We start from the raw sequence: 22744 nt of genomic DNA, 5'->3' as shown, positions 1-22744 counted from the left end.
CGGTCGTCGGGCGGGGAGGGGACGCCGAGTTCCAGCACACCGTAGGCCACGCACCCGAGTGCGACGGCGAACGGATGCTGCCCGCCCCTCAGGGCCTGGCGCACATGCCCGGCGCGGTCCGGATGGCCTCGTGGAACGTCCGCCAGCGCCGGCTTCCCGCCTCCAGCTCGTCCCACGCCCGCCAGGGCCCCGGCGGCCGAGGCCTGCGGGCAGCTGCGAACCACCACAGCCGCCGCCGCGGTCTCTCCCACCCTGCCCTGGAACGCCTGGCATCGGCTTGGCATCCGCTTGGCGTCGGCCTGTCGCGACGGGAACTGCCCCGTCCGAACATGTGGTTCCCGTCTGCGCCCGACTCTGCCCGAACGGACGCGGGAAGGCGTTCGATCAGGCCGCCGCATGCTGCACCGGGCCGGAATCGAGTATTCCGTCGGATGGAATGGGACGACCGGTGGCCGACCCTGCGGCCACCGGCCCGGAACACCACTTCGAGGAGACACCACCATGGCACTCGCCTGCGGCCACGACGCCCCCGCCTACGGCCTCCCGGTCTGCGAGCACATCCGGACCGCGACCGACGAGGTCGACTTCTCCATCCACTACACCGGGCACGGCCTCGAGCATCAGCGGATATGCGCCCTGTGCCGCGAAGAAGCCCAACACGGCCAGCCGGTCACCACCGGCCGCATCTGTGAGGACTGTTCGGACACCTCGTACGGGAGCGTGGTCGACTCCGTCGGGCGCCCTGAGACCATCGACGCCTCCCGCCCCGTCCCGGGCGCCGGACCCCTGGTCCCGTTCCCCGCGGACACGGGTACGGTGCTGGACCTCGCTCCAACCGAGCGGGGACTGCTGCTGCTCGCGGCCGACGGGCGGATCCTGCTGTGGGACGCCGAGGCGGGCTCCTGCACGCACCTGGCCACCACCTGCGTCAGCGTGCCGGCCGATGCGGAGCCGTGGAAGGGGCACGACAAGGCCCTGCGGCTGCACGCCTCCCGCAACGGCCGGTTCGCCGCCGTCGCCGTCGACTTCGGCCGCACCGGCGAGGTGATCGACCTGACCGCCGGAGCGGTCACCGCGGTCCTGGAGAACGACGGGTACCACAGCGAGACCGTCCCCTACTCCCTCCTGTTCACCGAGCACGCCGGCCGCGACGTCGTCCTGCACCGCACCCGGTGGAACCGGATCGCGGGCACGGACCCGGCGACCGGCGAGCCCGTCCTCCTGATGCCGGAGTCCGAGAAGGAGGCCGCCTGGGCGCACAGCTTCCACGGCGCGCTCCACCTCAGCCCGGGCGGCACCCGCCTGGCTTCGGACACCTGGCTGTGGCACCCGCTGGGCCAGCCCGTCACCTGGGACCTCGCCCGGTGGTTCGCCGACGGGGAGTCCGCCTGGCACGGCGAGCAGCCCGCCGTCGAATTCCGGCGGCTGCCTCCTTGCGAGTACCACTGGAACCGGCCCATGGTCTGGCTGGACGAGGCGCGGATCGTCCTCGGCGGGCTCGGAGACGACGACGAGGCAGTGGTCCCCGGCGCCCGCGTCTTCGACGTCACCCGCATGGTCGACCTCGGCGTCCACGGCTCGGGGCCCGACGAGACGGCGACGTTCGGAGGCCCGGAAGGCCGGTTCTTCGCCGCCGACGGCCTGCTGTACTCGGCAGGCGGACCCGGCCTGGAGATCTGGGACCCCACCTCCGGCGCACGCATCGGTTCCGTCCCCGGCTTCCACCCCACCCACCACGACACCGTCCGCCGCGAACTCGTACAGCTCACCGCGGACGGCGTCCGCCGCCGCCCGACGACTGAAAGCCTGCCCACCGGCTGAAGGACGGAGGCCTGTGTGCTGCGCGGACAGCCAACACTCCTGTCAGAGGGTTGCAGTCTGCCGCTGTTCAGGCGGGAGCTTGATCCGTGACTGGTCCGGAGACGGAGGCTGAGAGACCGAATCGACTACCTCGGGTAATTGTGGGGGTTCGTAACCACGTCGGGCGAGATGCCGAGCAACTCCTGGTCAGGCCCGTGGCCGTGGTGCCCTGATGCTGACTTTTGCTGACTTTGAGGGACGCTTAACGCTCTGACCTGCGGAAACGTGGAGCGATCCAATGGTTCTGGAACTGGATCGGGCGGAGCAACGAGGAGATCGTCCAGTTCCGCAAGGACTGGACGGAGGGCACCCGCTACGGCGAGGTGAAGGGCTACGACGGCCCCCCGATCCCCGCACCGCCGCTCCCGCGCTGGGGTGAGATCGCCCTCCGTCCGGGACGTGTCCGCACGTGCTGCCCGCGCGCGCCTCAGCAGAGGCAGCCCGTCGCGTTCGGCCGCGGGTCGTGCCAGCCGTGGGTGTCCTGGGCCTCCGCGGAGACCAGGGACCGGGCGGTGCGGTTGGTGGGCGCGGCGGCCGCGGCACCGGCCGCCGTGGACGTGAAGGGCTCCATCAGGGCGGCGACGGTGCGGGCGACGCCGCCCACCACCACGCTGCGCACCCTGGCCGCCGCGTTGATGTCGCTGAGGGGGTCGCCCTCGACGCACACGAAGTCGGCGAGCGCTCCGACCGATACCGTGCCCAGCTGCGTGCCCAGCCCCATCCGCTGGGCGGGATTCGCGGTCGCGGTGCGCAGGGCCTCGTACGGGGTGAAGCCGCCCCGGACCATCGCCCGGAGGTTCTGGTGCAGGGAGATCGCCGGGTCGTCGAGGGGGGAGTCCGAGCCGGCGACCACGGTTCCGCCGCCGCGCTGGACCCGCAGCAACATGTCGACGCCACCGGCGAGGAGCGCCCGGTTCAGCTCCGCTGTCGGGCCGCCCGCCGCATCGGCCTTCGCCACCAGCGCGCCGTAGTCCCACGCCGGGTAGAAGCACTTGGTGCGCTCGTCGTCGACCAGCGAGCGGTCGTCGGCGAGGAGCACCGAGGAGTTCATGAGCGTGGAGGTGACGGGCATCCCGGCGGTGGTCAGGACGCCGATGGCGTCCTCGTACGCCCGGCCCAGCCGGGTCTGCGTCTGGGAGTAGCCGACGCGGTTGCCGCCGCCGGTGTGCTCCATGGAGTCCATGCCGTACGTCGCCTGCGGATAGGCGTAGTGCGAGGTCACCGGCATGCCCCTGAGGTGGGCCTGCTTCGTCGCCGCGGCCTCCAGCGGGGCGGGCAGCCGGATGTAGGTCTTGATGAGGTCGTACGACAGGGCACGGGCCCGCTCCATCTCCAGCTGGAGCTGGGGGGCGCTGACCACCGGGCGGGCGAAGTTCCAGAAGACGCGGGCCCCGTCGAGGGCGTCGCCCGTCCCGAAGAACCGAGGCCCGGCCTTCGCGCCGGACTCCAGGGCCTCCCGGGTCTCCACCATCTGATAGGCGGGATCTCCCGGGGAGACGACGGTGGTGATTCCGTACGAGAGCAGCAGGCGTCCCGTGCGGTCGCCCCACTGCCTGCCGCGTATGTGCCAGTGCAGATGCGCGTCGATCAGGCCGGGCATGAGGGTCAGGCCCGACGCGTCCACGACCTTGTCGCCGCGGCCCTGCCCCGCCGGGAGGATCTCGGCCACACGGCCCGCCTTGACCACGACGTCCACCTGCCGGCGCAGGCTGCTGCTTCGGCCGTCCCACAGGGCACCCGCCCGGAAGACCGTGGTGCCGGCGGCGACGGGCCGGCGGAAGGAGAGGTCGAGGGGCACGGACTGCGGTGTCCCCCCGCTGACCGCCACCTTCCGCAGCCTGCCGTTGGAGAGGTAGAAGAGCGTGCCGGAGCCGTCCACGGACACGGAGTCGGTGACTTCGGTGGTGATCCGCTCGGGCCCGCCGGTGATCCGTCCGGTGGCGTCCACCGGAACCCGCCATGCCGTGCTCTCCATGACGCAGACGAAGTACTTGCCGTCCGGCGTCCACACGGGACCGTCGTCCCCGCGGGTGGCGATCGACCGGTGCGCGGCCACCGGCTCCGAGCGGGTGGTGCCCGTCTCCAGGTCGACCGACAGGATCTCGCTGAGGCCGGCCCGGTTCCGCTTGGAGTACGGCTTGTTGGCGGCGAGCACGATCCGCTTGCCGTCCGGCGCCCACGAGGGGCGCCCGGGCTGGAAGACGGCCGGCAGTACCTGGCGGACCGCCCCGGAGCCGAGCTCCAGGACCCACGTTCCGCCGTTCTCGTCCTGGTAGGCGATCTTCGTGCCGTCGGGGGACCAGCGGGGGGTCAGCTGCGCGCCGCTGAGGTTGGTCAGCCGGACGGGAGCCCCTCCCTTCACGTCCTGGCGCCACAGCGCGGCGGTTCCCGAGCGGTCGCTCGCGTAGACGAGCGAGGAGCTGTCCGGGGACCAGTCCGGGTCGGAGTCGAAGTATCCGTCGTCGGTGATCCGGGTGGGAGCCTGACCGATCCGCATCACCCACAGGGCGTTGAGGGCGCGGAACGCGACCTGCCGGCCGTCGGGTGAGACCACGGGTCCGGCGATGCCCTTGACGGGCTGCGCCCCCGGGGCGGTGAAGTCCCGGACCGTCCGCCGCCAGCTCGGGCGCGCGATGGAGACCGTGGCCGTGAACGGCACCTTCTGCGGGACGTCGTTCAGGCGCAGGCGCCGGATCCCGCCGGCCGCCGTGTACAGCAGTTCGCCGGCCGACACCCAGGAGGTGCGCAGGGCGTGGACGTCCTCGCCCGAGGCGACGACCTGGTCGTCCACCATGACGTCGGCGCGCGTGCCGAGGACGCGGACGTAGCTGACGCGGGTGCCGTCCGGGCTCAGCGCGGGGCCGAAGAGCTTGGCGCCCGGGGTGGGGCCGACCAGGCGGGTGCGTTCGCCGGTGGCGACGTCCACGACGTCGATGGCGGAGTCGTCGACGGTGCACACGATGCGCCTGCCGTCGGAGGACCAGGCGGGAGTGCCCTCCTCGGAGTCCCCGGACGTGACGCGGGTCTGCACTCCGGTGGCCACGTCCAGCAGCCACAGGTCGTTGCTGCCCGACTGGTCGGAGGAGAAGGCGATCCGCTTGCCGTCGGGGGAGAACTGCGGCTCGCGGTTGTCGTAGTCGCCCTTCGTCAGCTGCCTGAGCCCCTGACCGTCGCGACCGACCGTCCACAGCTGGTACGCGCCGTCGCGAAAGGACTGGAAGACGATCACGCTGCCGTCCGGCGACCAGTGCGGCTGCGTCGCGTCCTGGAGCTCGTCGGTGAGCCGCAGGGCGGTCCCCCCGGCCGACGGGAGTACCCAGATCGCGCTCAGCACGTCGACGGCGAGCGTGGCCCGGTCCGGGGAGAGGGCTGCCGCGATGTTGGTCCCTTCCGAAACCGTGAGCTTCCTGTCGGCCGAGGCGTCCTCGCCGCTCTCCGGCGTCAGGTCGTCGGCCACCGCCTGCCCCGCGCCGGTCAGCGCACCGGCGGCCAGCACGCCGCCCCCTATCAGGATCCGGCGCCGACTGGGTCCCGCCGGGCTCCGCACCCCCTGGACTCGTACGTTCTTCGCGTCGGTGTGGCCTTGGTCCATCGGAATTCCCATCGGATCTGTTCGGTGAACTGGGCTTGCTCAGGGGCTCAGGGGCTCAGGGGCTCAGGGGCAGACGGCGCGCAGGAAACGAGCCAGGCGGCGGACGCCCTCCTCGATCTGCTCCGGGTCGAGATAGCTGCAGGCGAGCCTGAGCTGGTGGTCGCCGCCGGACCCGATGTAGAAGTGGGACATGGGTGTCCACAGCACACCGAACTCCTGGGCCGAGCGCTGGAGCAGCGGCTCGTCGGCCGGCACGGTGAGCCGCAGGCGCACGAAGAACCCTCCGCTGGGCCGGTTCCAGGACACTCCGGCCGGGGTGCCGGTGCCCGCCCCGAGGTGGCGGTCGAGGGCGTCCAGCAGCACCCGCAGATTCCTCTGGTAGAGCTCGCCCTTGGCGCGGGCGGCCTCGGCCACCGACCCCCGGTGCTCCAGCAGGATGCCGCCGATGACGGCCTGGGAGATCGGCGAGGTGTTGACCGTCACCATGCTTTTGACGGTGGCGAGTTCGTCGGCGAGCAGGCCGGTCCCGCCCGAGGCCCGCCGCACCGGCTGGTCGGCGACGACGTAGCCGACCCGGGCGCCGGGCATGCACGTCTTGGCGAAGGTGCCCAGGTGCACGACCCGCTCGCCACCGGGCAGCGCCTTCAGCGGGGGCAGGGATGACTCGTCCGTGGTGGTGAAGGCGTACGCGTTGTCCTCCAGCAGCAGGAAGTCCTCCCGCTCGGCCGTCGCGAGGAGCCGGTGCCGTGCTTCCAGACCAAGGCGACTGCCCGACGGGTTGGAGAAGTCCGGCGCTACGTACATGGCCCGGATCCGGGAGCCGCTCTCGCGTGCCCGTCGGCACACCTCGTCCAGCTGCGCGAAGTCCAGGCCCTCTTCGGTGTCGTCCACCGGGACCGTGTCGATGCCCAGGAGGTTCGCCGCCCCGGAGAGTCCGACGAAGCAGGGGTTGACCACGGCCAGCAGGTCCCGGGGGGAGGTGAAGAGGGCCCGCAGGACCAGCAGGATCGCCTCCTGGCAGCCCACCGTGACGACGACCGAATCCTCGGGGACGTCGATGCCTTGGTCGGCCCTCAGGGCCTGCGCCACCAGCCCGTTGATCAGGCCGCGGCTGGGGCCGTACTGGTAGAGCAGCCGGTCCACCTGCGCGGAGGTCAGTCCGCGCTCCTCTTCGAGGTGGCGCCGGTACCGGGCGAGGTGCCGCGGAATGTCGATCTCGTCGAAGAAGGCGGTGTGCGGGGCGCCGGGCGCGAACGAGATGGCGTCCGGGAAGCGGCCCATCACCTCGTTGAGGAAGTTGATCGACCCCATGACGGGCGAATCGAGGGAGGAGTGCAGGGACTCGCGTTCCAGCACCTTCCCGGTCACTGGTCTCATGCCTCTGCCTCTGCCTCTGTCAGTGCCTGTGCCCGTGCGTCTGCCGGTACGTCCGCGGCCTCGTTCGCCACGGCGGCGGACCTGGCCGAGAACTTGCCGACCTTGTCCAGCACGTCGTCCCCGTACAGCCGCAGGGCCTGGGCCAGCGAGAACTCGGCCATGTAGGCGCGGAACGCGTCCACCGGTTCCTCGGAGAGGTGCAGCATCCGCCGGTTGGCCAGCACCGCGGGCGCGGCCAGCTGTTCCACCGCGTCCTCCACGGCGCGGTCCATCGCCTTCGGGTCCACGACCTCGTCGATCAGCAGTCCCGATTGCGGGTCGCCGGCCCAGATCTTGCGCCCGCCCAGGACGATCTGGCGGGCGACCCGGGCACCGGAACGGCTGAGGCGGAAGTTCGCGGCGCCGGGGACGATGCCTTCCTGGGCGGCCGGAAGGCTGAGGTAGGAGTCCGCGGCGGCGATCACCTTGTCCATGACCAGAAGGAGTTGGGTCCCGCCGCCGATGGCGAAGCCGTCCACCGCGGCGGCCCACGGCTTCTCGATGCCGTGCGCCGGGTACGCGTCCCCCCGCCCGCGGGTCGACAGGCCGCGGAGCATCTTGCTGATGTAGCCCAGTTCGCGCTGGAGCAGGAATCCGACGAAGGAGATCCTGCCGCGGTGCAGGTCGGAGAGGTTGATGCCGGCGCTGAACACCCGGCGCCCCTGGTAGCGGGGATGCGTCATCGGCGCACCGCGCAGGACGCCGACCTTGATCCCGTCGTCCAGCAGTACGAGGTCGACGGCGACCTCCAGCTGGGCGATCAGTTCGTTGTCCTCGGCGTTGAGGCAGGACTCGTTGTGGAACGTGACGTGCCCGCCCGCGTCACGGCGCTCCAGCGTGACCTTGCCGAGGTCGACGCGCCCCGTCGAACGGAAGCCGTCCAGCAACGCCAGCGCCTCGGGGGTGGGGTCGCGCAGGACGTCCACCAGGTGCCCCCCGGCTCCGGGCAGCCTCAGGATCTCCCGGAAGAAGATCCCCTGGTCGATCTCCCGGCCTTCCTTGTCCTCCTGGACGTGGCGCAGTTCCTCCGCGAGCTGCTCGACGGTGGGTACGAGGCCGGGAAAGGCCTGCGCCGCTGCCGCCGCGAGCTCCGCGAGGCCGAGCCGCAGGGTCCGTCCCGCGGTCAGGTGGTCGTACACGTCCTGCGCGTGAGCGCGCAGGAAGCCCGCCCGCCGGGACCGGCACGCCTCGTGGATCCGGGCGGCCTGTTCCTGCTGCTCGGCCGAGCGGCGGGTCCGGGGCGGCAGTGCGGCCAGCGGGGCCTCGCGTTCACGGACGTCGGCCGCGAGGGCCGCGGCGGCCTCGGCGAACGCTCCGTCCGGCAGCGGACCGGGGGAGGGAGTGGGACGGGGGGATCCGATGGTCAGCACGGGATTCCTCTGATGGTCACGGACGGGTGGACGGCATCGGCTGCTGCCGTCGCAGGCTTCGGTCGCAAGCGGCGAGGTGGGCGCCGAGCGCCTCTTCGTAGCTGAGGCCGGAGTCGAACAGCAGCCTGCGCCGGATCGACCACTCCTGGCCGGGCAGCGCGGCCAGTACGCCCGCGAGGGCGGCGGCGCGCTCCCGGATCTCCTGCGTGCTCCCGGCGGTCTCGTCCACCAGCTCGCCGGCCGCGGCCTCGGCAGCGCTCAGCCAGGGGCGCAGCAGGAGCAGGCGGCGTGCCCGGGCCGTACCGATCTGGTTGGCCAGCCGGTGCACGGCCGTTCCCGGCCATGCCCCGTCCTCGGCACCCGCGAGCCGCAGCCGCGCGTCGGGGGCGGCGAGCCGGTAGTCGGCGATGAGGAGCGCTTCGAGCGCGGGACCCGTGCAGTCGCCCTCGACCACGGCGAGGGTGGGGCGGCCGGTGTTCTCCAGCCGTCGCAGGACGCGCTCCCAGGTGTTGACGAGGTGGATGCCGGTGCCGGAGGACGGGAAGTCGGCCGGGTCCTGCGCGGTCGGCGCGGCGTCGCCGCCCAGGAGCAGCAGGACGACTCCGCCGTCGGCGCTCTCGGCCTGTGCGACCGCGGCAGCGACACGGGAGACGAGTTCGGGCGTGAGCCGCTCGTTCCCGCCGACCGTCAGGACGGCTGCTGCCTCGTCGGTGAGGCTCGGGGTGAGGGGAGTGGTGGGCACAGTCGTACTTCCTTCGGTCGGATTGGTTGTCACCACTGGACGAGCGCCGTCTCGATCGTGGAGCCGGGCCCCATCGTCATCAGCACGCCGTAGTCGCCCCGGCTCACTCGTCCTTCCTCCATCAGCCGCTCGTAGGAGAAGAGGAAGGAGCCGCTGGAGAGGTTTCCGTAGTCGCGGAGCACGCCGGTGGTGTGGCGCACCGCGTGCGGCGTCAGGCCGAGGTTGACCTTCACCGAGTCGACGACCTTCTTGCCGCCGGAGTGCACGAGCCAGTGGTCTATGTCGCCGCGCCGCAGGCCGGTGCCGTCGAGGAGGCGGTCGATGACGCCCTCGGCGTGCGCGCCGACGACGTACGGGACGTCGCGGTCGAGGTAGAAGCTGAACTTGCCCTGCTCGTCGTCCCAGTCGTACCGCATGGCGTCCACCGCGTCGGGAATGATGCGGCTGGCGAACTTCAGCACGGTGCCGGTCGGCAGGGGGTCGTCCCGGTCGTCCTCGGCGGAACCCTCCCGCGGCAGGCCGGTGACCATCGCGACGGCGGCGGCGCCGTCGCCGAAGAGGCTGTTCACGACCGCGGTGCGCATGGTCCCGTCGAAGACGTAGGCGGCCGAGCAGACCTCCGCGCACACCATGACGGCGAGCCGGCCCGGGTTGGCCGTCGACCAGCCCGCCACGGCGTTGAGCGCGTTGAGCCCGGCGTTGCAGCCCATGCCGACGACGTCGAGCCGGCTGGTGGAGGTGGGCAGTCCAAGTTCCTTGATCAGCAGGGCCGAGAAGCCGGGCGTCAGCAGGCCGGTGGTGGAGACGCAGCAGAGGTAGCCGATGTCGGACAGTGCGAGACCGGCCCGCTTGAGCGCGGTCTCCAGCGCCTGCGCGCCGATGCGTATCCCGTGCGCCTTGTGCTTGGCGAGGAGTTCGCCCTGCGTCTCCATCGCACGCGTTCCGTCGGCGAGCTCGGGCGGCAGGGTGAGGTAACGGCGTTCGATGGCGCTGTTGAGGAAGACCGACCGGACCTTGGGGTCCTCGATGTGGAAGAGGTCCAGCATCTCGCGCTGGCTGTAGGAGTTGGCGGGCGTGGCGGTGCCGAATCCGACGATCGCCGGCCTCGGGCCGGAGTTCGCCGTTGTCATCCGCTCCTGTCCGGTGACGGACAGGCCCCCCATGGCGGACATCGTCATGCCACGTTCCCCAGTTCGCTGGTGGCGAGCTCGATCTGCTCGGTGGTGTGGGCCGCGGAGACGGCCATCCGGATCAGGCCGCTGCCCTTCGCCACCGTCGGGAAGAACGCCGGGGTGACGATGACTCCGGCCTTGCGCAGCCGCGCGGCGGCGTCGAGCGCGTCCTCCTCCGCGGCGAAGAGCGCGCCGCGGATCGGGGACCGGGTACCGGCGTTGAACAGGGCGTTGCCGGTGAGGGAGTCGAAGTGTTCCGTGTTGCGCCACAGGTCTTCCTGGAGCCGCGCCACGGTGCCGTCCAGGTGGAGCTCGGCGGAGGCCCGGCAGGCGCTGATCACGGGCAGGGCGATCGGGCCACCGAAGATCAGCGGATTGCCGAACTTGCGCAGCTTGACCGTGTCCTCCTCGGTGTTCAGCACGACGAAGCCGCCGTTGCCGGCACCGAAGGCCTTCGCGAGGGAGCCGACCACGATGACGGACTCCGGCAGGTCGCCGTCGGCGCCGCCGAACTCCTCGTAGGCGAAACCGGCGCCGCGCGGGCCGGTGATCGACACACCGTGGGCGTCGTCCACGTAGAGGTATCCCTCGACGGCCGCGCACAGTTCGGACAGCCGGCGGACGTCGATCAGACCGCCCATGGAGCCGACTCCGTCCACGAGCACGATCGGCGTGCGTCCGGCGGCGCGCGCCCCGGCCATGGCCTCGGCGAGGCCGTCCGGGTCCTCGAAGTCGAACCGGGCCACGGTGCCTATCTGTTCGAGCACTCCGCGCAGTACCTGGATCGAGGCGTGCGCGGTGCGCTCCACGAAGAAGGCGACGCCGTCCCCGGAGACGGGGTAGCTGGGCAGGACGCCGGTGCCCAGCAGGGGCAGCACCCCGAGGTGGACGCTGCCCACGGAGGTGAAGCAGGTGACGTGACGGCCGCCGTAGACGGTGCCGAGCATGTCCTCCAGGGTTTCCAGGTCCTCGAACCGCATGCGGGTCCGGGAGGAGGAGAACTGGACGCCGACCTGACGCACGGTGGCGGCCGCGGCCTCCACCAGGGCGGGGTGGGTGTCCAGTCCGAGGTAGGAGCAGGAGATGAACTCCACGGCGCGGTCGCCGCCGCTCAGAGTCACCTCCTTGCCTTCCCTCGCGGTGAAGACGTGACCGGTCAGGTCATCCGCGATGGCTCGGGTCAATGCGTCCGACGTCTTGCTGACACGGGCAGCGACCCAGTTGGCGGGTTCTGTGGTACGAGGCATCGAAACATCTCCTGAATGCGGATGTGTAGGTGATGGAACCTGAGGTTCCGTCAGTCGATGTGATGTTCGTGGAAGAACGGGACCTTTCCGCGGTCCGTGTGGTGGAACCGCGAGCTGTCGACCCGCTCCACCGTCAGCCCCCGATAGGAGGGAGCCGTGAAGACCCGTTGCATGTGGTAGGCGCCCCGCAGGGCGGCCACGGCGTCGTCCGCCGTCAGCCCGGACGGGGTCCGGTCGGAGACGAGGAGCCGGATCGAGAAGCCCGTCTCGTGCGTCAGCACCTGGAACTGGCAGTCCGCCGGGTCGGTGATGCCCAGTCCGGCGAGCCGGTCCATCACCAGTTCCTGGGAAATGGTGGTGCTGTCCACGTTGACGGACTGGCGGACCCGGCCGATGAGGGTCAACTGGCGTGCGGCACTGCCGCACAGGCAGGCGCCGGTCTCGATGTACCCCTCGTCGCCCACCTGGTAGCGCAGGAGCGGCATCCCCGAGTCGGTCAGCGTGGTGACGACGACCTCGCCGACCCGGCCGTCGGGCTGGATGCGCTCGGCGGCCGTGTCGATGACCTCGACGACGAGGGCGTCCTCGTGCAGGTGGTGGGTCGAGCCGCTCTGGTACGCGCACTGGTAGCCGATGGGGCCGGTCTCACTGGTCGAGTAGGACAGCGACCGCACCCGCAGGTCGGGGCGGGCCTCGGCGAGCTGCCGCTCCCGGCTTTCCCCGAGGATCTCCCCGATGTAGAGGAAGTTGCGTACGGCCGCCAGCGCCCCGGCGGTGTCCTCGGTGAGCAGCTTGATGCCGGCGGACGGCGAGCAGACGACGGTGTCCACCGAGTGGTCGCGCAGGACCTCGGGCGTCTCCGCAGAGGCCAGGGCGCTACTGCCCATGGGGAAGGCCATGGCGTCGAGCAGCCGCGTCACGTCCTGGGCGAAGCCGAACGCGCCGTTGAGCTCCGCCGGGTAGAGGAAGTTGGCGATGCGGCGGGGGCTCGACCCCAGGGCGCTGAGCACGCCGCGGGCCCCGAGGAAGGCGACCCGCTCGGCGAATTCCCAGGAGTGGTAGAGGACCTTGCGCCGGCCGGACGTACCGCTGGAGCGGAGGGCCAGCCCGGAACCGCCGTCGCCCAGGACCAGGTCCTCCGTACCGGGCGGGCAGGTGCTCTGCAGGTCCGCCGGTGAGAAGAGCGGGAGCCTGGCCAGATCGCGGGCGACTCGGACATCGAGTGCTCCCGGCCACCTGGCGGCCGCCGCGGGGTCCTTCCCGAGGGCCTCGACGGTGCGCGCCAGATTGCTCTGCTGGATTTCTTCCAGTTGCTTTCTGGTCAGCACATCGAGATCGGCGGCCAGGTGAATTCGGGACGCTTCGCTGAGCACCTTTTCCCGAAGTTTTGAGAACGATTCGGCTTCCCGCAACAAGTCTCTTCCAGCTTTCATCAGTGTTCCGTGACGACGGATTCCATATCGCGATAACCGGGCCAGTTCGGCTGCCGCTTCTCGTTGAACGCTTCGACCCCTTCGACCCAGTCGGCGGAGAAAGCCACGGCATGCCAGGCCGCGTCCTCGACCTCCAGTCCGGTCGCGAGGTCACCGCCGTGTCCGAGCCTCAGTGCGCGCTTGGCCGCCCGCAGCGCCACCGGAGAGTTCGCGGCGTAGGTGCGGGCGATTTCCAGAGCCGCCGCGCGCACTTCACCCGCGGGGGAGAGCGTGTCCACGAGGCCCAGTTCGAGTGCGTCGACCGCCGGGACCCGGCGGCCGCTGAAGATCAGGTGGGCGGCACGCGCCGCGCCCACGCGACGCGGCAGCAGCTGGGTTCCCCCGCCGCCGGGGATGACGCCGACGGCGGTCTCGGGGAGCCCGATGACCGCGTCGGGATCGGCGACGATGACATCGCAGGAGAGCGCCAGCTCGTAGCCGCCGCCCAGTGCGTAGCCGTGCACCGCGGCGATCACGGGCATCGGCAGCGCCAGCACCCCGGCGTAGGCGGCCCGGCTGACCGGCCGGGCCCGGGCCCGGTCCGACTCGGTGTAGTTCCGGCGCTCCTTGAGGTCGGCGCCCACGCAGAAGGCACGCTCGGCAGTGGAGGTGATCACGGTGACGCCGACCGAAGGGTCACCGGCGAGGGCGGCGGTGGCGGCCGCCAGTGACGCGCCGAGCTCCATGGAGACCGCGTTCATCGCGTGCGGCCGGTCCAGCACCAGCTCCGCGATCCGCCCCCGCTCCAGCCTGCGAACGATGATCGAGTCACCGAACCTCCCTTCGATCACCGACCCCATCCCAGATCGAGCTCGGGCGCCCCGGTTGCGGCCGGCACGGCGTAGGAGACGTCCTTGTTTCCGTCGGCCAGGGTGGCGGTCGATTCGGCCGGGGCGGCGATGACGAGCAGCGCCGCGAAAAAAGCGAGTCCGGCCGCCGCAGATATTCTCGCGAAGGAATTCGACATCACATTTCCATTTCCTGGAAGGAGTTTCTCGGGCAGGACTTACTTTGCCATTGCGGGGCCCTCCGCCTCCAGGGCTCCGGTACGTCGCATCACCGCCAGGCGCAGATATGATGGTCGGTAAAACGGGCCGACCCGCCCACGCTTAATTTCCCAAAAGGACGCTAAATGGACATACCGGGCATCCCTGGTGACGCCTCACCGCTCCCTTTGAACGGCAGGGCCCTGCAGGCGTACGAGTACGCCTGTGAACGGGAAAAGGTCACCCCGGCGGAAGTCGCCTCCGCCATCGGTACGGACGTGAAGGAAGCGGAGGAGCTGATGAGATCGCTGTGTGATCTCCATCTCCTGTGGCCCACCCCCGGCGGCGGATATACCGCCAGCTCTCCGCGGATCTTCGGGGCCCAGCTCATCGCCCCGGCCGTAAGGGAGTTGGCGGAGAGGCAGCAGCACATCATGCACATGATGGAGCGGCTGGATTCCCTGGCCGAGATCTACGAGCAGAGTCCCGCCAAACGGCTGCGTCGTCCGGAAATCGAGGTCCTGCCGGAAGTCGATTCCGTGCGCAGCGCCCTGAACGGCCTTGCGGCACACGCCAGTCAGGAGATCCTGACCTCCCAGCCGGGTGGCGCGCGCCCGGCTGACGTGCTCGAAGAGGCTCTCAAACGCACCGAGTTAGTACTCAGGCGTAAGGTCACCATGCGGACCATCTACCAGCACACCGCGCAGTTCAACCCGGCCACCAGGGCCTACGTCAAGTACGTGACCCCTCTCGGTGCCCAAGTCCGCATGCTCAGTGACGCCTTCATGCGGCTGATCGTCTTCGACCGGGAGGTCGCGGTGCTGCCGCTGCACGGCAATCCGCTGGGCGCCGTGATCGTCAGCGACCAGAGCATCGTGGACTTCGTCGTCGAGGCCTTCGAGCGGGTCTGGCCCACGGCCAGCCCCTTCCCGGTCTCCTACGACCAGAACCAGGTGATGGGCGCCTCCGAGGAGATCAAGCTCGCCATATCCCAGCTGCTGGTGGAGGGGATGGAGGACAAGGTGATCGCCCGCCGGCTGGGCATGTCATTGCGGACCTGCCAGCGACACATCTCGGACGTCATGGCGCGGCTCGGAGCGCGCAACCGGCTGCACGCGGGCTACCTGCTCAGCAAGGTCGTCGACGCCCCCCGGTGAGCGGCCGTCCCGGCCCGGCCGAGCCGTCGGCCGAGGCGTCAGTTGCCGCGTACGAGTTCCGGGGAACCCGGCACCGGCTCGCCCAGATCCGTGCCGAGCGCGATCACCCGGTTCTGCCCGTCCACATGGACGACGCACGGTTCGAACGCCTTGGCGTCGGCCTCGGCCACCTGCGCGTAGCTGATGATGATCACGAGGTCGTCGGGGTGGACCAGATGGGCCGCGGCTCCGTTGATCCCGATCACTCCAGATCCGCGCTCCCCCTCGATGACGTAGGTCTCCAGGCGTGCGCCGTTGTCTATGTCGACGATCTGCACCTTCTCGCCGGGCAACAGGTCTGCCGCCTCCATGAGTTCCGCGTCGATCGTCAGCGAACCCACATAGTGCAGATCGGCCTGGGTCACTGTGGCACGGTGGATCTTGGACTTGAACATGGTGCGGTACATCGGTACGTCTCCTGGTTCAGTGTTGGGGGATGCCGGACGCACGGTCCGGGGTGATGGAGCGGGTGACGGCGACGCCGGCGACCAGGAGCACGAGGCCCACGAGCAGGCCGACGACCATCCCGGAGTGGGCGGGCGCGGGCAGCCAGGAGGCGGCGCCACCGGCGAGGATCCCCGCCGTCATGTTCCCGACGATCTCGCCGACCGCGGTCACCACGCTCACCAGGGCGAACACTTGGGTCAGCTGGGCCGGGGGCACGGTGTCCGCGGCCTCCACCTGGATCTTGGGAAAGGCCAGGCACTCCGCGATCGCGAAGAGGGTGAGTCCGGCGAGGATCACGACCAGACCGCTCGTGAACGACAGCACCAGCCCGACGCCGCCCGCGCCGGCCACGGTCATGTAGAGCGCGCCCCGGGGCAGCCGCGCGAAGAAGGGGAGCAAGGCCAGCTGGATGGCGATGATGGCCAGCGGCTGGTAGCTCAGGAACAGTGTGCGGTGCTCGGCCTGCGCCGGGTTGACGACCTCGTAGAGCAGGACCATCGCGTACAGGAAGCCCATCGCGAAGTAGATCGCGAAGGTGTAGACGAGCACGACGGCCGCGGCGCGGTTTTTCAGTACGGCAAGACTCGACCCGAAGCCGCGCGTGCCGCGTGCGGGTACGTCGAAGGCAAGCCCGCGGCCGAGCAGACCGACCGTCAGACCGACGCCGAGCTCGACCACCGTGAGGACGAGCAGCGCGGGGACCCCGGCCCGGCCCACCGGTCCGGCCGCGACCGGTGCCAGGACGTAGGCCACGTTCAGGAGGATGAAGAACACCTGGAACACCTGACTGCGACGGTCCTCACCCGCCGCACCCGTCAGGAGCGACCGCACCGCGGGGCGGGACACGCCCACCCCGAGACCGGCCAGCACCGCGAAGAGGAAGAGGGCGGGGTCCCGCGTACTGACCACGACGGCGGCGAAACCGGCCGCCTTCAGCGTGGACGCGATCGTCAGCGTCCACGCGGGGTGGAGCCGGCCGAGCACGAGCGGGGTGCACACCGCGCCCACCAGCGCCGCACCGACATGGACCGACAGCGCGAGCGAGAAGAGGGTCGGCTCGATCCGGCCGCCGTGCAGCACCGTCACGGGCAGCAGAGTGAGCACCATGGCCAGGCCGGCGTTCGACAGAAGGGTGAACCCCAGCCCCGCCGCGACGGCGGGCGGGTGCCCCGTCGTCGGCCGGGCGCTCGCCGCCGTCTTGCTGTCTGCCATGGTCAGCGGGTCTCGTCGGCCGCGGCGACAGCCTCGCCGTCGCAGAGCAGTCGGCCGACCCAGGCGAAGAACGCGTCGGCGAGCTGCGACCGGGCGGGCTCGGGCAGGCTGGAGAACTCGGCCATGGCCGTTCCCCATTCCCCGAGGACCGGACCGTCATCGGTGAGCAGCCAGTCCACGCAGAGGTAGTCGGCCTGAAGGCTCGCGACGATCCGCTCGACGTCGTGCATGACCGCCGCCACGTCCGGGTTGGCGCTGGCGCTGCCGCCCTGGGAGATGTTGGAGAGGTACGAACCCTCGGCCGGGCTGCGCAGCATGCTCGCGACGAACTTGCCCTCCACCATCGCGACGCGCAGGTCGCCACGGTTGGGCAGGTACTCCTGCACGATGTAGTTCTGGCCGGTCTGCGACACGATGTCGACGGCCGCGCGGAGCTGCTCGAAGCTGTCCAGCTTCAGCACTCCGAAGCCGATGCCCATCTCGCGCGCCTTGAGGATGTAGGGGCCTTCGCCCACCTCCTCGCGGACGACGTCCAGTCCCCTCCTCGCGTAGCGGCCGAAGGGCAGGGCCACCGTCTTCGGCGTCCTGACACCCAGTACGGACGCCCGCGCCAGGATGGCCAGCTTGTCGCGCTCCAGGCTCTCGGAGCCGACGAGGGAGCGGTTGAGCAGCACGGAATCGCTCGCGTCGATGGCCCGGTAGATGCCCCGCAGGAAGTGCGTGGCCTGCGGATCGCCGCTGACGTCGTCGACGATGTACGCCTGGCGCGTCTCCAGCAGGTCCACGCCGTCGTGCCACAGCCGGGGCCGGTCGCCGCAGGCGGGCACCAGCTCATTGGCGGAGATGAAGCGGAAGGAGAAGCCGTGCTTCGCGCACGGCTGCGCCCAGCGCTCCTCCATCTGCGCAGAGATCTTGTCCACGTACTCCGGGAGGAAGTCGTCCGGATGGCAGATCCAGGTCACCACGTGTTCAGTCGCCACGATCCCATTCCCCTACGAAAACCTTTGGTCAGGCCGGTCATCGACATGACGCCCGGTACGGGCGCGGCCTCGAACACCGCAACTCTTGCAGGGGACCGACAGGTTCCGCTCGTTCAGGCAGGCTCGGGTTCCTGCCTGGCGCCGATACGACAGGGGTCCCTCGGGCGGCCGCGGCCGCTCGTCAGGTCCACCCCGCACTCCTGCCGGTACCCCTGAAGACGCGCGGCCCGGTGCGCTGACCAGCCGGGGTCGGCTGCGCCGGGACCGTCGTGCCTTTTCCATTCGAGTTCGTCAGTTGGACGGTATTGCCGGGGAGCCGGTATTCATGTGATCCTCTCCTCAAAGGGGCCTGCCGATGTGGCAGGCCCCTTTTTGTGTGCACGTCCAACTGTCGAATCGGTTCGGTTGGACGGCTGTACGATCGCTCGCAGCGGCATTGCGTGGAAAGCCGCGCATTCATCGAGTCGGATCTGTTTCACCGGAGGGCGAACATGGCGAATCCATTCGACAACGAAGACGGGACCTTTTACGCGCTCGTCAACGAAGAAGGTCAGTACTCCCTCTGGCCGACCTTCGCGGATGTGCCGGCCGGCTGGGTCGTCGAGTTCGGTGAGAACACCCGCCAGGCATGCCTCGACTTCATCGAGGAGAACTGGACGGATATGCGCCCGAAGAGCCTGATCGAGGAAATGAAGCAGTACGAGCACGCCGAATAGCAGCCCCTTGGCGGCGCGCAGCCGTCATGGCGCAGGTGCATCCGATCACTCAAAGGACAAGGAGGTTTCGGAGTCATGATTGGAGGCCCCGGGCCGCAAATGGTGATATCGGGGTTCGGCTCGGATTCCGGGTTGACCCGCCAGAAAATAAAACCAGGCACGGTGCCTCGGATCCTGCCCTATCTCAAACCCTATCGGGGCGCCGTGGGGTTCCTCCTGCTCATCACCGTCCTCGAAGCGGTGATGACGGTGGCGAGCCCCATGCTGTTCAAGGTGCTCATCGACGACGGAATCCTGCCCCGGGACAACGGGATCGTGCTCGGCGTCGCCTTCGGAGTCGCCGGCCTCGCCCTGCTGGAGACCGCGGCGGCATTCACGCAGAGCCTGTACTCGGCCCGCATCAGCGAGGGCCTGATCTACGACCTGCGAACCGAGGTGTTCGAGCACGTGCAGCGGCAGCCGCTCGCGTTCTTCACCCGGGCACAGACCGGCGCGCTGGTCAGCAGGCTCAACACGGACGTGGTCGGGGCCCAGCAGGCGCTCACCACGCTGCTGTCGACCGTGGTGTCCGGCCTGCTGTCCCTGGTCCTGGTGCTCGGCGCGATGTTCTACCTCTCCTGGGTGATCACCGTCGTCGCCCTGGTGGTCCTGCCCTTCTTCGTCCTGCCCGGCAAGGTCATCGGCCGCAGGATGCAACGGCTCATGCGGGAGTCGATGGAGCAGAACGCCGAAATGGGCTCGATGATGCACGAGCGGTTCAACGTGGCGGGTGCGCTGCTGGCGAAGCTGTACGGCCGGCCGGACCAGGAGGCGAAGCAGTTCGGCACGCGGGCCGCACGGGTCCGCGACATCGGAGTGCTGAACTTCGTCTACGGCCGGATGCTCCTCGTCTCCGTCACCCTCCTCGCGACACTGTCCACCGCCGTGGTGTACGGGGTCGGTGGAACGCTCGCCGTCAACGGCGCGTTCGAGGTCGGCACCCTGGTGGCGCTCGCCGCACTGCTCACCCGGCTCTTCGGCCCGATCAACCAGCTGTCCAGCGTGCAGGCGAACGTGATGACCGCGCTCGTCAGCTTCGACAGGCTCTTCGAACTGCTCGACCTCAAGCCGCTGATCGCCGAGAAGCCGGACGCGCGGGCACTCCCGGCCACCGGCTCGGACGCCCCCGAGATCGAGTTCGACGGCGTGAGCTTCCGCTACCCCGCGGCCGCCGACGTCTCACTCGCCTCGCTGGAGTCGATCGCGCTCCCCTCACAGGTCCGCAAGGACAACGCCCTGACCCTGAAGGACCTGACCTTCAAGGTCCCCGCGGGCAAACTCACCGCACTGGTCGGACCGTCCGGCGCCGGCAAGACGACGCTCACCCATCTCGTGCCCCGGCTGTACGACCCCACCTCGGGCACCGTACGCATCGGCGGCGTCGACGCCCGCGACCTCACCACGGAATCCCTGCGGCAGACCGTCGGCATGGTCACCCAGGACGCGCACCTGTTCCACGACACCCTCCGCGCCAACCTGATGTACGCCCGGCCCGAGGCCGACGAGGACGAGCTGACCGAAGCGTGCAAGTCGGCGCAGATCTGGGAGCTGATCTCGTCCCTGCCCGACGGCCTCGACACGATCGTCGGTGATCGCGGCTACCGGCTGTCCGGTGGCGAGAAGCAGCGCATCGCACTGGCCCGGCTGCTCCTGAAGGCCCCCTCGGTCGTGGTCCTCGACGAGGCCACCGCGCACCTGGACTCGGAGTCGGAAGCCGCGGTCCAGCACGCGCTGAAGACCGCGCTCGCCGGCCGGACCTCCCTGGTGATCGCCCACCGGCTGTCCACCATCCGCGAGGCCGACCAGATCCTGGTCGTCGAGAACGGGGAGATCCGGGAACAGGGCCGCCACGAGGAACTGTTGCTGGCCGGCGGGCTCTACGCGGAGCTCTACCGGACCCAGTTCGCCTCACCCCCCGCCGGCCCCCGGGAATCCGTACCGGAATTCGCCGGCGGACCGGGACCGCAGCACTTCGCAGGTCCGCCGCCCGGCGGCATGGGCGGAATGATGCCGCCTCCCGGCGGCCCCGGCGGCCCTGGTGGCCCCGGTGGACCGCCTCCGCTGCAGATCCTGGGAGGAGGAGGCCCTCACGGCGGACCTCCTCCGCCCCTGCCCGGCGTCGCGGCACCGCCGAGGAGGTGACCGTGTCCGGTGACGCTTCGGCCGCGGCCGAACTGCGCGAACTGGCCGACGCCGGGCGCCTGATGAGCGAATACCCGAGAGCGGGCGAGCTGATGGCCCGGCTCTCGGGCACGGAACTCCTGAAGGCCGGGCGACTCCTCGCCCGGCTCGATCCGGAGGCGATCTCCCGAGCCCACCCCGGGACGCCGCTGGTCACCATCGGCGTCACCGGGCACGGAACCCTGGGGACCCTGGCCCCGGCCCTGACCGCCCAGCTCGCCCGGCACGGCCTGGTCGCACGCCCGGTACTGGCCGACTTCGACAACTACGTGCTCGAACTGCTCGACCCGGCCGGTGAACTGAACGCCGCCCGACCCGACCTCGTCCTGTGCGTACTCGACCCGATGATCGTGTTCGACGAGGTGCCGCTGCCCTGGCGACCCGAGGACGTGGAACGGGTCGCCGCGGACAAGATCGGTCTCATCGAACGGCTCGCCGCCCGGTTCGCCGAGAGGGCGGGCACTCTCGTACTGAACACGATGCCGTTGCTGCGCGCACACACCGGCCAGCTCGTCGACCACCGCTCCCGCGCCCGGCTGGGCGTGGTGTGGCGGGAGGCCAACGCCCGCCTGCTGCGGCTCGCCGAAGACAACCCCTCGGTCGTCGTGCTGGACCTCGAACCCCTCGTCGCGCAGGGCGTGCCGGTCGTCGAGGACCGGCTCAGCACCTATGCCAAGGCCCATCTGACCGACGACCTGCTCTTCGCCTACGCGGCCGAGATCGGCCACCTCGCCCGGCAGATGACCGGACGGACGAAGAAGTGCCTCGTGCTCGACCTCGACAACACCCTCTGGGGAGGCGTCCTCGGCGACGACGGGGTGGAGGGCATCGAGGTCGGCGACAGCTACCGGGGCGAGGCGTTCCTCGCGTTCCAGAAGGTCGTGCGGCAACTCGGATCGCAAGGCGTCCTCATCGCCGCCGTCAGCAAGAACGAACCCGAGTCGGTGGCACGGGCGCTGCGCGAGCACCCGCGCATGGCGCTGCGCGAGGAGGACTTCGTCCAGGTCATCGCGAACTGGCAGCCCAAGCACGACAACCTGAAACTCCTGGCCGACGCCCTCGGGCTGTCCGTCGACAGCTTCGTCTTCGTCGACGACAGCGCCTTCGAACGCGAACTCGTCCGACGGGAGCTGCCCGGCGTCACGATCGTCGAAGTCGACGGAGAACCGGCCTGGCACCGCAGGAACCTGCTGCGGGACGGCTGGTTCGACGTACGGGAGGTCACGGCCGAGGACCGGATCCGGACGGCCCGGTACCGGGACGACACCGCGCGCAAGAGCTTCCTCGACAGCTTCGATTCGACCGAGGACTACCTGCGCGAACTGGACGTCCGCCTCCGCATCGGGCCGGCCACACGAGCCGAGGCGCCCAGGATCTCCCAGCTCACGCTGCGCACCAACCAGTTCAACATGACCGCCGAGCGCCTCCAGCCCGGCGAGGTACTGGACCGGACGAGGGACCCGGCCGCGCTCGCCCTGGCCGTTCACGCGGGCGACAGGTTCGGGGATCACGGCCTGGTCGGCGCGATCCTGGCACGGCGCGACGGACACGTGCTGCACATCGACAACTTCCTGCTGAGCTGTCGGGTGTTCTCCCGCGCCATCGAAGAGGCATGCCTGTCCTGGGTACTGGGACACGCCCGCGCCACCGGCGCCACCTCCGTGATCGCCTCCTACCGCGAAACCGCGAAGAACCGGCGCGTCCGCGACTTCTATCCCCGGCACGGCTTCGTCCCGGCCGGCGACGACGGCGAGGACGACGGCCTCGACGACGGCGGCGGCGTACGGACCTTCCGGCACGCGCTGGAACGGATCGAACCGATGCCGACGCACATCCGCATCGACGAAACCCCCGAAGGCGACCTCCCGTGAACGACCTCGAAGACTTCATCGCCCTCGTCCGCGACGAACTCGCCCTGCCGGTCACCGTCGAGGACGCCGGACGCGGGCTGCACGAACTCGCCGGCTGGGATTCCTTCCACCTGCTGCGACTCGTCGTCGCCCTGGAGGAGAAGACCGGTCGGAGCATCGCCGTCGTCGACCTGCTCGAAGCGCCGAGCCTGGAATCCATCCACCGCCTGGTGACGACGGGCTGACGCCGCAGCCGTACGCCGACT

At 70.2% G+C, this 22744-nt stretch carries 18 protein-coding genes and 1 pseudogene; 7 read left to right on the top strand and 12 right to left on the bottom strand.

Annotated features, from left to right (window positions below; translation table 11 throughout):
- Window positions 1–501: 501 nt before the first annotated feature.
- Together ACFYZL_RS32180 and ACFYZL_RS32175 are read left to right on the top strand one after the other, a co-directional pair.
- The gene (locus tag ACFYZL_RS32180) at window positions 502–1821 is read left to right on the top strand and encodes a hypothetical protein (RefSeq protein ID WP_388683873.1); all 1320 of its coding nucleotides are present in this window, start codon (window positions 502–504) and stop codon (window positions 1819–1821) included.
- Between the two features lie 281 nt (window positions 1822–2102).
- Window positions 2103–2267: pseudogene (locus tag ACFYZL_RS32175) on the top strand (pirin family protein); the annotation flags it as partial.
- Window positions 2268–2287: 20 nt separating this feature from the next.
- On the opposite strand, the gene ACFYZL_RS32170 reads toward ACFYZL_RS32175, so the two are convergent.
- From ACFYZL_RS32170 to ACFYZL_RS32130, 9 genes are all read right to left on the bottom strand, one after another.
- Window positions 2288–5452: an amidohydrolase family protein gene (locus ACFYZL_RS32170; protein WP_388683871.1), complete on the bottom strand. Its 3165-nt coding sequence runs from the start codon at window positions 5450–5452 to the stop codon at window positions 2288–2290.
- Between the two features lie 63 nt (window positions 5453–5515).
- The gene (locus ACFYZL_RS32165) at window positions 5516–6829 is read right to left on the bottom strand and encodes a PLP-dependent aminotransferase family protein (RefSeq protein ID WP_388683868.1); all 1314 of its coding nucleotides are present in this window, start codon (window positions 6827–6829) and stop codon (window positions 5516–5518) included.
- Window positions 6826–8238 (bottom strand): (3,5-dihydroxyphenyl)acetyl-CoA 1,2-dioxygenase DpgC, encoded by a 1413-nt coding sequence (dpgC, locus tag ACFYZL_RS32160; protein WP_388683866.1) that lies wholly within the window; start codon window positions 8236–8238, stop codon window positions 6826–6828. The genes ACFYZL_RS32165 and dpgC overlap by 4 nt, the downstream gene beginning before the upstream one ends.
- A 16-nt stretch (window positions 8239–8254) precedes the next feature.
- Entirely contained in the window at window positions 8255–8980 is a 726-nt protein-coding gene (gene dpgB, locus ACFYZL_RS32155) for an enoyl-CoA-hydratase DpgB (RefSeq protein WP_384749437.1), read from the bottom strand.
- Between the two features lie 29 nt (window positions 8981–9009).
- On the bottom strand, window positions 9010–10110 hold the full coding sequence (dpgA, locus tag ACFYZL_RS32150; protein WP_388683965.1) for a 3,5-dihydroxyphenylacetyl-CoA synthase DpgA: 1101 nt from the start codon (window positions 10108–10110) through the stop codon (window positions 9010–9012).
- A gap of 44 nt (window positions 10111–10154) precedes the next feature.
- Window positions 10155–11399 carry an aminotransferase class I/II-fold pyridoxal phosphate-dependent enzyme gene (locus tag ACFYZL_RS32145; protein WP_388683863.1) on the bottom strand — a complete coding sequence of 415 codons (1245 nt, stop codon included), beginning with the start codon at window positions 11397–11399 and terminating at the stop codon, window positions 10155–10157.
- Window positions 11400–11449: 50 nt separating this feature from the next.
- Entirely contained in the window at window positions 11450–12727 is a 1278-nt protein-coding gene (locus tag ACFYZL_RS32140; protein WP_388683861.1) for a phenylacetate--CoA ligase family protein, read from the bottom strand.
- 104 nt (window positions 12728–12831) lie between these two features.
- Window positions 12832–13662 carry an enoyl-CoA hydratase/isomerase family protein gene (locus ACFYZL_RS32135; protein WP_384749429.1) on the bottom strand — a complete coding sequence of 277 codons (831 nt, stop codon included), beginning with the start codon at window positions 13660–13662 and terminating at the stop codon, window positions 12832–12834.
- Window positions 13659–13838: a hypothetical protein gene (locus ACFYZL_RS32130; protein ID WP_384749426.1), complete on the bottom strand. Its 180-nt coding sequence runs from the start codon at window positions 13836–13838 to the stop codon at window positions 13659–13661. The genes ACFYZL_RS32135 and ACFYZL_RS32130 overlap by 4 nt, the downstream gene beginning before the upstream one ends.
- 165 nt (window positions 13839–14003) lie before the next feature.
- On the opposite strand from ACFYZL_RS32130, the gene ACFYZL_RS32125 reads away from it, so the two are divergent.
- On the top strand, window positions 14004–15014 hold the full coding sequence (locus ACFYZL_RS32125; RefSeq protein WP_384749423.1) for a LuxR C-terminal-related transcriptional regulator: 1011 nt from the start codon (window positions 14004–14006) through the stop codon (window positions 15012–15014).
- Window positions 15015–15052: 38 nt separating this feature from the next.
- Here ACFYZL_RS32125 and panD read toward each other — a convergent pair whose 3' ends face one another.
- Genes panD through ACFYZL_RS32110 form a run of 3 tightly spaced genes read right to left on the bottom strand, consistent with a single transcriptional unit; the run spans window position 15053 to window position 17692 of the window.
- On the bottom strand, window positions 15053–15460 hold the full coding sequence (panD, locus tag ACFYZL_RS32120; RefSeq protein WP_384731468.1) for an aspartate 1-decarboxylase: 408 nt from the start codon (window positions 15458–15460) through the stop codon (window positions 15053–15055).
- Between the two features lie 16 nt (window positions 15461–15476).
- Window positions 15477–16712, bottom strand: coding sequence for a hypothetical protein (locus tag ACFYZL_RS32115; protein ID WP_384749419.1), 1236 nt, complete (start codon window positions 16710–16712; stop codon window positions 15477–15479).
- A 2-nt stretch (window positions 16713–16714) separates the two neighbouring features.
- The gene (locus tag ACFYZL_RS32110) at window positions 16715–17692 is read right to left on the bottom strand and encodes a RimK family alpha-L-glutamate ligase (RefSeq protein WP_384749416.1); all 978 of its coding nucleotides are present in this window, start codon (window positions 17690–17692) and stop codon (window positions 16715–16717) included.
- Between the two features lie 491 nt (window positions 17693–18183).
- Between ACFYZL_RS32110 and ACFYZL_RS32105 the strand changes: the two genes are divergently transcribed.
- From ACFYZL_RS32105 to ACFYZL_RS32090, 4 genes are all read left to right on the top strand, one after another.
- Window positions 18184–18408, top strand: coding sequence for an MbtH family protein (locus tag ACFYZL_RS32105; protein WP_384749413.1), 225 nt, complete (start codon window positions 18184–18186; stop codon window positions 18406–18408).
- A 75-nt stretch (window positions 18409–18483) separates the two neighbouring features.
- Entirely contained in the window at window positions 18484–20589 is a 2106-nt protein-coding gene (locus tag ACFYZL_RS32100; protein ID WP_388683855.1) for an ABC transporter ATP-binding protein, read from the top strand.
- A gap of 2 nt (window positions 20590–20591) precedes the next feature.
- Entirely contained in the window at window positions 20592–22499 is a 1908-nt protein-coding gene (locus ACFYZL_RS32095; RefSeq protein WP_388683853.1) for an HAD-IIIC family phosphatase, read from the top strand.
- Window positions 22496–22723 (top strand): acyl carrier protein, encoded by a 228-nt coding sequence (locus ACFYZL_RS32090; protein ID WP_384749400.1) that lies wholly within the window; start codon window positions 22496–22498, stop codon window positions 22721–22723. Before ACFYZL_RS32095 ends, ACFYZL_RS32090 begins: the two co-directional genes overlap by 4 nt.
- The last annotated feature ends 21 nt before the right edge of the window (window positions 22724–22744 follow it).

Origin of the sequence: Streptomyces sp. NPDC001717, from assembly GCF_042892775.1 — a bacterium.
Lineage (GTDB): Bacteria > Actinomycetota > Actinomycetes > Streptomycetales > Streptomycetaceae > Streptomyces.
The sequence above is the reverse complement of the archived record's forward strand: the minus strand, read 5'-3'. Positions and strand labels throughout refer to the sequence as shown.

Coding starts and splice junctions, on each gene's coding strand:
- panD (WP_384731468.1), bottom strand. CDS start 15,460: ATGTACCGCACCATGTTCAAGTCCAAGATCCACCGTGCCACAGTGACC.
- ACFYZL_RS32130 (WP_384749426.1), bottom strand. CDS start 13,838: ATGTCGAATTCCTTCGCGAGAATATCTGCGGCGGCCGGACTCGCTTTT.
- ACFYZL_RS32145 (WP_388683863.1), bottom strand. CDS start 11,399: ATGCCTCGTACCACAGAACCCGCCAACTGGGTCGCTGCCCGTGTCAGC.
- dpgA (WP_388683965.1), bottom strand. CDS start 10,110: ATGACAACGGCGAACTCCGGCCCGAGGCCGGCGATCGTCGGATTCGGC.
- ACFYZL_RS32115 (WP_384749419.1), bottom strand. CDS start 16,712: ATGGCAGACAGCAAGACGGCGGCGAGCGCCCGGCCGACGACGGGGCAC.
- ACFYZL_RS32180 (WP_388683873.1), top strand. CDS start 502: ATGGCACTCGCCTGCGGCCACGACGCCCCCGCCTACGGCCTCCCGGTC.
- ACFYZL_RS32165 (WP_388683868.1), bottom strand. CDS start 6,829: ATGAGACCAGTGACCGGGAAGGTGCTGGAACGCGAGTCCCTGCACTCC.
- ACFYZL_RS32105 (WP_384749413.1), top strand. CDS start 18,184: ATGGCGAATCCATTCGACAACGAAGACGGGACCTTTTACGCGCTCGTC.
- ACFYZL_RS32170 (WP_388683871.1), bottom strand. CDS start 5,452: ATGGACCAAGGCCACACCGACGCGAAGAACGTACGAGTCCAGGGGGTG.
- ACFYZL_RS32125 (WP_384749423.1), top strand. CDS start 14,004: ATGGACATACCGGGCATCCCTGGTGACGCCTCACCGCTCCCTTTGAAC.
- ACFYZL_RS32100 (WP_388683855.1), top strand. CDS start 18,484: ATGATTGGAGGCCCCGGGCCGCAAATGGTGATATCGGGGTTCGGCTCG.